This window comes from Clostridia bacterium (genome assembly GCA_017394805.1).
Classification (GTDB): Bacteria; Bacillota; Clostridia; order Christensenellales; family CAG-1252; genus RUG14300.
Map to the genome: position 1 here is coordinate 55428 of JAFPXC010000026.1, position 7419 is coordinate 62846.

7 protein-coding genes are annotated in these 7419 nt (G+C 57.0%); all 7 read left to right on the plus strand.

Features of this window, described 5'->3' with window-relative positions; translation table 11 throughout:
* The first annotated feature begins 156 nt into the window (after nt 1–156).
* Genes II896_06755 through acpP form a run of 7 tightly spaced genes read left to right on the plus strand, consistent with a single transcriptional unit; the run spans nt 157 to nt 7094 of the window.
* Complete coding sequence (locus II896_06755) at nt 157–1587, plus strand: PTS sugar transporter subunit IIC (GenBank protein MBQ4444334.1); 1431 nt, start codon at nt 157–159, stop codon at nt 1585–1587.
* A 22-nt stretch (nt 1588–1609) separates the two neighbouring features.
* Nucleotides 1610–3388, plus strand: a complete 1779-nt coding sequence (gene pepF / locus II896_06760; GenBank protein MBQ4444335.1) for an oligoendopeptidase F — start codon at nt 1610–1612, stop codon at nt 3386–3388.
* Nucleotide 3389: 1 nt separating this feature from the next.
* The gene (locus tag II896_06765) at nt 3390–4346 is read left to right on the plus strand and encodes a hypothetical protein (protein ID MBQ4444336.1); all 957 of its coding nucleotides are present in this window, start codon (nt 3390–3392) and stop codon (nt 4344–4346) included.
* Complete coding sequence (dnaB, locus tag II896_06770) at nt 4321–5847, plus strand: replicative DNA helicase (protein ID MBQ4444337.1); 1527 nt, start codon at nt 4321–4323, stop codon at nt 5845–5847. The genes II896_06765 and dnaB overlap by 26 nt, the downstream gene beginning before the upstream one ends.
* Nucleotides 5844–6365 carry a hypothetical protein gene (locus II896_06775; protein ID MBQ4444338.1) on the plus strand — a complete coding sequence of 174 codons (522 nt, stop codon included), beginning with the start codon at nt 5844–5846 and terminating at the stop codon, nt 6363–6365. Before dnaB ends, II896_06775 begins: the two co-directional genes overlap by 4 nt.
* Nucleotides 6366–6367: 2 nt before the next feature.
* Nucleotides 6368–6871, plus strand: coding sequence for a 4'-phosphopantetheinyl transferase superfamily protein (locus II896_06780; protein ID MBQ4444339.1), 504 nt, complete (start codon nt 6368–6370; stop codon nt 6869–6871).
* Nucleotides 6861–7094, plus strand: a complete 234-nt coding sequence (gene acpP, locus II896_06785; GenBank protein ID MBQ4444340.1) for an acyl carrier protein — start codon at nt 6861–6863, stop codon at nt 7092–7094. Before II896_06780 ends, acpP begins: the two co-directional genes overlap by 11 nt.
* Nucleotides 7095–7419 lie beyond the last annotated feature (325 nt).

Genomic DNA, 7419 nt, shown 5'->3' on the forward strand with positions numbered 1-7419 from the left:
CGCGCCCGAAACCCCGATGACAAAAGGAATAGGCCTTGGGCGCGAAACGGTATGCGTAAGCGAGGCCGTAAACGATTGGGTTACGACCGCGAACCTACGATAGAATGAAAGATTTTCGTCGGATGGTAATGCGCTATGCGCAAAGGACATAGAAATATGCAAGAAAAAGACAAGATAACGCAAGAAAGCGAGGCGCAGAGCACGCAACCCACGGGCGAAAACCCGAAAACGGAACGAGAGCAACCCACGGAGAACGCGGCGGCAGAAGACGTCGCGGTCGACGCCGTAGCGACCGAAAACGGCGCGGACGGCGAAAGTGCGGTCGAAAGCGCGGCGGACGGCGAAAGTGCGGTCGAAAGCGCGGCGGAGAAGAACGCGGCTACGGAAAGCGGCGCGGAGAGTGAAAAGCCGACCGAAAAAGGCGAGACCGAGAAAAACGCGGCGGCACCTGCCGCTACGCCCAAGAAAACGCCCAAACAAGTGGTCAAATACCTCTTCAAACGGTGGTTTATCGACGCCTTTACGGGTATGGCGCAGGGCCTGTTCGTCACCCTCATCGCGGGCACCATTATATGCCAGATCGGCGACTGGTGCGGCGCGGGGCGGAACAGTTTCGGCGACTTCTTGAAAACGCTGGGCAACCTGGCCAAAATGTTGATGGGCGCGGGTATCGGCGTGGGTATGGCGCACAAGTTGGGCTGTAAACCCCTCTTGATATTCGCTTCGGCGGTCTCGGGCCTGATCGGCGCATGGAGTATGCAACTCGTCAACCTGTGGACGACGGGCGCGACCTTCTCTATCGCCATGGGTATGTGCGGCAACCCCATCGGCGCCTATATCGTGGCGCTATTCGGTATAGAAGTGGTCGGGTTGTATGCGGGCAAGACCAAAGTGGACATCGTTTTGGTGCCGTTGGGCGTCATACTGCTGTCCTTGGCGTCCGTATGGGCGGCGTGGCCCTTTATCAAATTGGTGGAATTGCTGGGTACGGGCATCGCCCTGGCCATTCAGGCGGGCACGGCCGTCAAGATAATCGTGGGCATTTTCGTGGCCGTAGTGCTCGGCCTGTTGCTCACCTTGCCCACCTCGTCGGCGGCTATATGGATAGCCATCGCCGCTACGGCCATCGGCGCGGCGGAAGACTACCAAATCGCGATGAGTATAGCGGGCGGCGCCGCCGTAGCCGGGTGCGCCGCGCATATGGTCGGCTTTGCCGTGGCGAGCTTCCGCGAAAACAAGTGGGGCGGCCTCGTGAGCCAAGGTATCGGCACCAGCATGCTGCAAATACCCAACCTCATGCGCAATCCGCGCATTCTCATACCCGAAATAGCCGCTTCGGCCGTGGCGGGCTTGGTGGCGGTATTGCTGGATATGCGCTGTAACGCGGCGGGCGGCGGTATGGGTACGAGCGGCCTCGTGGGCGTGTTCGGCGTGATCGCCGAGAGTCAAAAGTGGGGCGTGCCCACTTGGCGTTACGTCCTAGGCATCGTGCTGTGTATGTTCGTCATACCCGCCGTCGTGGCCTTCGTAGTGAGCGAATTGCTACGCAAAGTCGGCTGGATAAAAGAAGGCGATCAAAAAATTTGAAATTAACCCCTAAGGAGGTCGTATGAAATACACGGATAGAAAAGACATTCCCCTCAAGTATACTTGGGACCTGACGCCCATCTTTGCGGACGTGGCCGCGTGGGAAGCGCAATTCGCGCGGCTCAAATCGCTATTGCCCAAGGCCGCGGCGTATCGCGGCAAACTGGGCGACAAAGCGCAACTCGCCGCCTTGTACGCCTTGTCCGACGAGGCTTCGCTGGCGTTTGAACAGTTGTACGTCTACGCTTTCCTCAAATACTACGAGGACACCCGCGTGGGCGAAAGTCAGCAACTCGTCGCGCGTATCGGTATGTGCCAGGCCGAGGTGGCCGGCGCGTTTGCGTGGGTAACGCCCGAGATAATCGCGTCCTACGACCACGACAAACTCGTCGCCTTGTCCGAGGACCCGACCTTCCGCGCCCATCGCCACGAACTCGTGGAGTTGGCCCGTCAAAAGGACAGAGTGCTGTCGGACAAAGAAGAGAAGATATTGGCCGAGGTCAGCCCCGTGTTGGGTATGTTCCACGAGACGTTCGGCAAGTACGACAACGCCGACGTAAGATGGAAACCCGTCACGGTGGACGGCAAAGAAGTGGAGATGAGCCACGGCGTGTACGGCGAATTGATGCTGTCGAAAGACCGCAACGTGCGCGAGGCCGCCCACAACAGTATGATGGACGGCTACAAGCAGATGATCAATACCTTGGCCTCCAACTACGCGGGCAACGTGTTGGGCGACGTGTTTTTGGCCAAAACCCGCGGCTACAAGAGCGTGCTGGAGCGGGCGTTGGACGACGACAACATTCCCCAAGAGGTCTACTTCAAATTGATTGACAAGGTGCACGGCGCCATCCCCGCTTTGCGCGCTTATATGGCCTACCGCAAACGCGTGTTGGGCTTGGACGAGCATAAGGCCTACGATATGTACGTGCCGCCCGTCGAAGAGGAGACCAAAAAGTACGAGTACGAAGAGAGTTTCGATATGGTCATCAAGGGCTTGGCACCCTTGGGCGAAGACTACGTCGCGCTGTTGAAACGCGCCCGCAACGAGCGTTGGATAGACGTGTACGAGGCTTCCGGCAAACGCTCGGGCGGCTTCAGCTGGGGCGTGTACGGCTCGCCGCCGTATATTTTGCTCAACTACAACGGCACCTTGTCCGAGACCTTCACCATCGCGCATGAGTTGGGGCATAGTATGCACACCTATCACAGCGACCACGCCCTGCCGTATGCTTCGGCGCAATACCGCATTTTCGTGGCCGAGATAGCGTCCACCGTCAACGAGATGATCCTCATTAAGAGTTTGCTCAAAGAGGCCGCGCCCCAAGAAAAGCGCTACCTGTTGAGCTATCTGTTGGATATGTTCAAGTCCACCGTGTTCCGTCAGACCTTGTTCGCCGAATTCGAGATGAAGGCGCACAACTTTGTGGAAGAGGGCGGCGGACTGTCGGCGGACCTGTTGTGCAAGACGTACAACGACCTCATCGTGGAGTACTACGGCGAAGAGTTCGTCACCCCGATGATCCAATACGAGTGGGCGCGTATCCCCCATTTCTATACCTCGTTCTACGTGTATCAATACGCCACCGGACTGATTTCGGCGTGCTCCATCGCCTCGGATATCATCGAGGGCAAAGAGGGCGCGGTGGAAAACTACAAGAAGTTCTTGTCGGCGGGCGGCAGTATGGACGCGTTGGATATCCTGCGCCTGGCGGGGGTAGACCTCACCCAAGACGAGCCGTTCGACAAGGCGATGCGCCTCTTCTCGGACACCCTCAAAGAATTGGAGTCGCTGGCGTAATATGAAGAAAACGGTCGGCATACTCGTCCTTTTGCTGTGCCTCGTGACGTGTTGGGCGCTGACGGCTTGCGCTACGGTCACTTACTCCGTGCAGATCGGCGTAAACGGCGCGCGCACCTTGACCTTGCGCGTGCAATACGGCGACGACACCACGGACGAGGACAAGGCGTATATCAAAACCTTTCTCGAAGAGGTGAGCGCTTCGTACCGCGCGGCGGGACGGGATTGCACGGTCAAAGAGGGCGAGGGGTATATAACCCTCAAAGAGGAGTTTGAGTCGGCAACCGACTATATGATAGCGATGGGCTACACGGGCGACGAGCCAAACGACGATCCCACGCCGTCGGTCAATCTGAACGCCTACTTCCTTGAATACGTCAGCGAAATGTCCCTCGCGTCAAAAGCCACCGTGCTGTCCTACGCCTTCCGCTACGCCATAGGCGACTATACGGCCAAAGGGAAGGGCAACTTGCTCGCCCGCTGGCGTGCCTACTGCTCGGGCTACGCGGGAATGGTGACGCATCCGTTGTGCGAGGTGTACGCCAAATTGGCGCGTACCGATATGGACGGGTTGTACCAAGCCACCGCGCAGGCGCTCGAGAGTGAAAAAGGCGAGGCCTTGGCCGACGACCTTGCGGTATGGCTGGCCGACAAAGGGTATAATCTGCGGGACGTGAACTTCCGCTATACCTACGAACATATCTACAAATCGGTGTACCCGAAGGAATGCACCAAGAGTTACAAAAACAGCGAAACGGGCGCTACCGTGTACGAATGGGATATGACGGTCGCGGATATTCCCGCCACCACCGTCGTCCTGTGCCAAAAAGCACCGCGTGCTTGGGCGTGGGAGTTGACCGCCATCGGCGCGGGGCTGGTCGCCCTCGTCGTAACGCTGACGATTATCTTCGTAAAAAGGAGAAAGATGAACGATGCCTCAAGAGAAACAGAACAATAAGGATATGCATTTCAATTTGCCTACCTATCCCAGCAACGCGGACGCCGAGCGCAGCGTGCTGTCTTCCGTCGTGCTGGATAAGTCGGTCGCGGTGGAGATATTGTCGCAACTTGACGACGCGGACTTCTTTACGCCCCGACACAAGGTCATATTGCAGGCTATGAAGGAGCTGGACGCGACGGGCGACGAGATCGACTTTGTCAATCTGACCGAACGGCTGACGCGCACCAAGAACCTGGAAGCGGCGGGCGGATTGGACTATATCGCGGATCTGTCCTCGTACGTCGCCACGGCGGCGGGCGTGCGGCAGCACCTCGAAATACTCAAGAAACTTACGCTGTTGAGAGGGTTGCTCAACGCCAGCAAGGCCATCGCCGAGGACGTCTATAATAACGACGACGCGGACAAGTGCTTGGAAAACGCGCAAAAGATGGTGTTGGATATATCGCGCACGCGCTCGGGCGACAGCCTGGTGCATTTGGGCGCGGTCGTCAACGACGTCGTGCACAATTACGAAGAGATATCCGCCTCGGAAACCCGCGTGACGGGGCTACTGACGGGGTACAGCAATCTGGACAACGCCATGAACGGCTTGCAAAAGAGCGACCTCGTCGTGTTGGCCGCCCGTCCCGGCGTGGGCAAGACCGCCTTTGCCTTGTCTATCGCCAACAATATCGCGCAACGCGAGCCGGACAAGAAGATACTCATCTTCTCCTTGGAAATGGGTAGCAATCAGTTGGCCGAGCGTATGCTGTGTAACGTGGGCAAGGTCAACTACTCCAAAGTGCGCCACGTGGAGTTGGACAACAAGGATTTCGTGCGCTTCCATCGCGCGATGAACGTGCTGGCGGGCAGTCAAATCTACCTCGACCAAACGGCCGAGACCAACCCCGAGCAAATATACAGCAAGTGCCGTCAATTCAGCCTGGAACACAACGGCGTGGACCTCATCATCGTGGACTATTTGCAGTTGATGGACGCGGGCGGCCGCTCGGAGAGCAGACAGGTCGAGGTGAGCAAGATCTCGCGCCGCATGAAACTGTTGGCCAAGCAGTTGGGCGTGCCCATCATACTGCTGTCGCAGTTGTCGCGTGCCGCCGAGATCCGCGGGGAGAAGCCCCAACTGTTCGACCTGCGTGACTCGGGCGCCATCGAGCAGGACGCGGATATCGTTATGTTTTTGCACAAGGAGAGAGGACAACCCGAAGAGGAGACCTATATCGAACTCATCGTCGCCAAATACAGAGCGGGCGAACTGCGGTCGCACGCCTTCCGCTGGGAGGGCAGCACCTTTACCTTCACGCCTGTGAATCCCGAAGTGCTGCACCACCTCAAGAAAGCGGACGACGAGGGCGCGGAGGAAATCAAGTCGGCGATGCCGAAAGCGGCCAAAGTCGACGCGGTGCCCATGCCCACCGACGCGGACGCACCTAAGGAAGAGAATAATCCGTTCGATCCGTCGTATCTCGACGATAATAAAAACGGGGGTAAAAAATCATGATAGCACCGGGAATCGGTATCGTATTGGGCTTGATAGTGCTGTTTTTGGGAATGGCGTTATTGACCGAAGAGAAAAAGCAAAAGAAGAAAAAAGCCGCCGAAAAAGAGACGAAGATAGGCGAGGCGGCCAACGAGACCGCGTTGGCCGAGGCCTTGGTGGACAACGAGGAAAAGGTGCTCTTCGCGGATATCCGTCGCGCCAAATTGGGCGCAACGATGGTGGCGCAGGGCGTGCTGGTGACCTTCGTGGGTATCGCTTTCATCATCCTGCACCGCTTCGTCGTGCCGATCGCTTGGTATATCTCGGTGCCCGCTATCGTGCTTCTGTTGGTCGCATCCTTCTTGGCGGACGCGTATTTGATGGGCGATAAAACCTTGATGGAAGTGAAGCGGGAAGAGACGGACGAGCCGAGTTTTGCGGCGTCCACCGAAGAAGAGGCGTGTGCGCCCGAAACGCAAGAAGTCGGGGAATGCACGGAAAAAACGGCTGACGACGCGGCCGATGACAGCGAGGAATAGAGTTGGAATTGCAGATCGTATTGGCCCGAGAGGGCGGGGCGGCGGACGCCGTTTCGCACGCTTTGGGGCGCAAGGTAAGAGTGGAAAAGCGCGCCTCGGGCGCACCGTATATCAAGGGTGACGAGCATTACCTATCCTTGTCGCACAAGGACGACAAGATGGTGGTGGCCTTGTCCGATAAACCCGTCGGCGTGGACATCGAGAAATTGGTGGACAAAGCGGCGTATTATCGCATCGCCGACAACTATTTCGCCGAAAAAATACGCGAGGGCGACTGCGAAGGTTTCTTCCGCGGGTGGACCAGACGCGAGGCGTTCGGCAAGATGTTGGGCAAGGGGCTCGACGGGGACGTGATGCGTATGGATATGAGCGCGGACAAATTGGAATACCAAGGGAGCACCGTCTATTTCGCCGAAAAGCGGGTGGGCGACTATATGATTACCGTCGCGGGGTATTATCCCGACGGCGAGTTGAAGATTTTGGGAGAAGAGCAAGATGAAGAATAGACAGGAAATAGCCGAAAAAGTGATAGCCATCGTCAAAGAGACCTTGCGTTGCAAGGTGGAAGTGACCGAAGCCACCTCGTTCGTCAAAGACCTCGACGTGGACAGTTTGGACTTGGTGGAACTCATTATGGAAGTGGAGCAGGCGTTCGGCGTGGAAGTGGAGGACGATATGCTCAAGAGCATCCACACGGTCGGGGACGTGGTGGACTATTTGGCCAAATAACCGTTGTGCAGAAAAGCGTCTTCGCCGCTTGCGGCGATGGGTTTCGCTCGGTAGAGGGCGAATTCTTTTGCCGTTCGTAAGCGCCGCCTTGGAGCGGCGTTTTTTTCGTTCGGGCGCGGCAGCCGCCGCAGAGGCGAGGAATTAGGCGTGAAAAAAGCATATTAAATTTTGTTAATGCAAAATAACACGCGCGTAAAAAACGCGGGCGCATATTGACAAAATAAGAGCCTTATTATAAAATAAAACCGTGTATTATGCGCGAATATACCCGCGCGTATATACGCGAAACATAGGAGGCTCAACTATGAGAAGACATCTACGAGTT

Bases quoted from the DNA above. Each gene is read 5' to 3' on its own strand.
- acpP (MBQ4444340.1), top strand. From the start codon at position 6,861: ATGAAGAATAGACAGGAAATAGCCGAAAAAGTGATAGCCATCGTCAAA.
- II896_06765 (MBQ4444336.1), top strand. From the start codon at position 3,390: ATGAAGAAAACGGTCGGCATACTCGTCCTTTTGCTGTGCCTCGTGACG.
- dnaB (MBQ4444337.1), top strand. From the start codon at position 4,321: ATGCCTCAAGAGAAACAGAACAATAAGGATATGCATTTCAATTTGCCT.
- pepF (MBQ4444335.1), top strand. From the start codon at position 1,610: ATGAAATACACGGATAGAAAAGACATTCCCCTCAAGTATACTTGGGAC.
- II896_06755 (MBQ4444334.1), top strand. From the start codon at position 157: ATGCAAGAAAAAGACAAGATAACGCAAGAAAGCGAGGCGCAGAGCACG.
- II896_06775 (MBQ4444338.1), top strand. From the start codon at position 5,844: ATGATAGCACCGGGAATCGGTATCGTATTGGGCTTGATAGTGCTGTTT.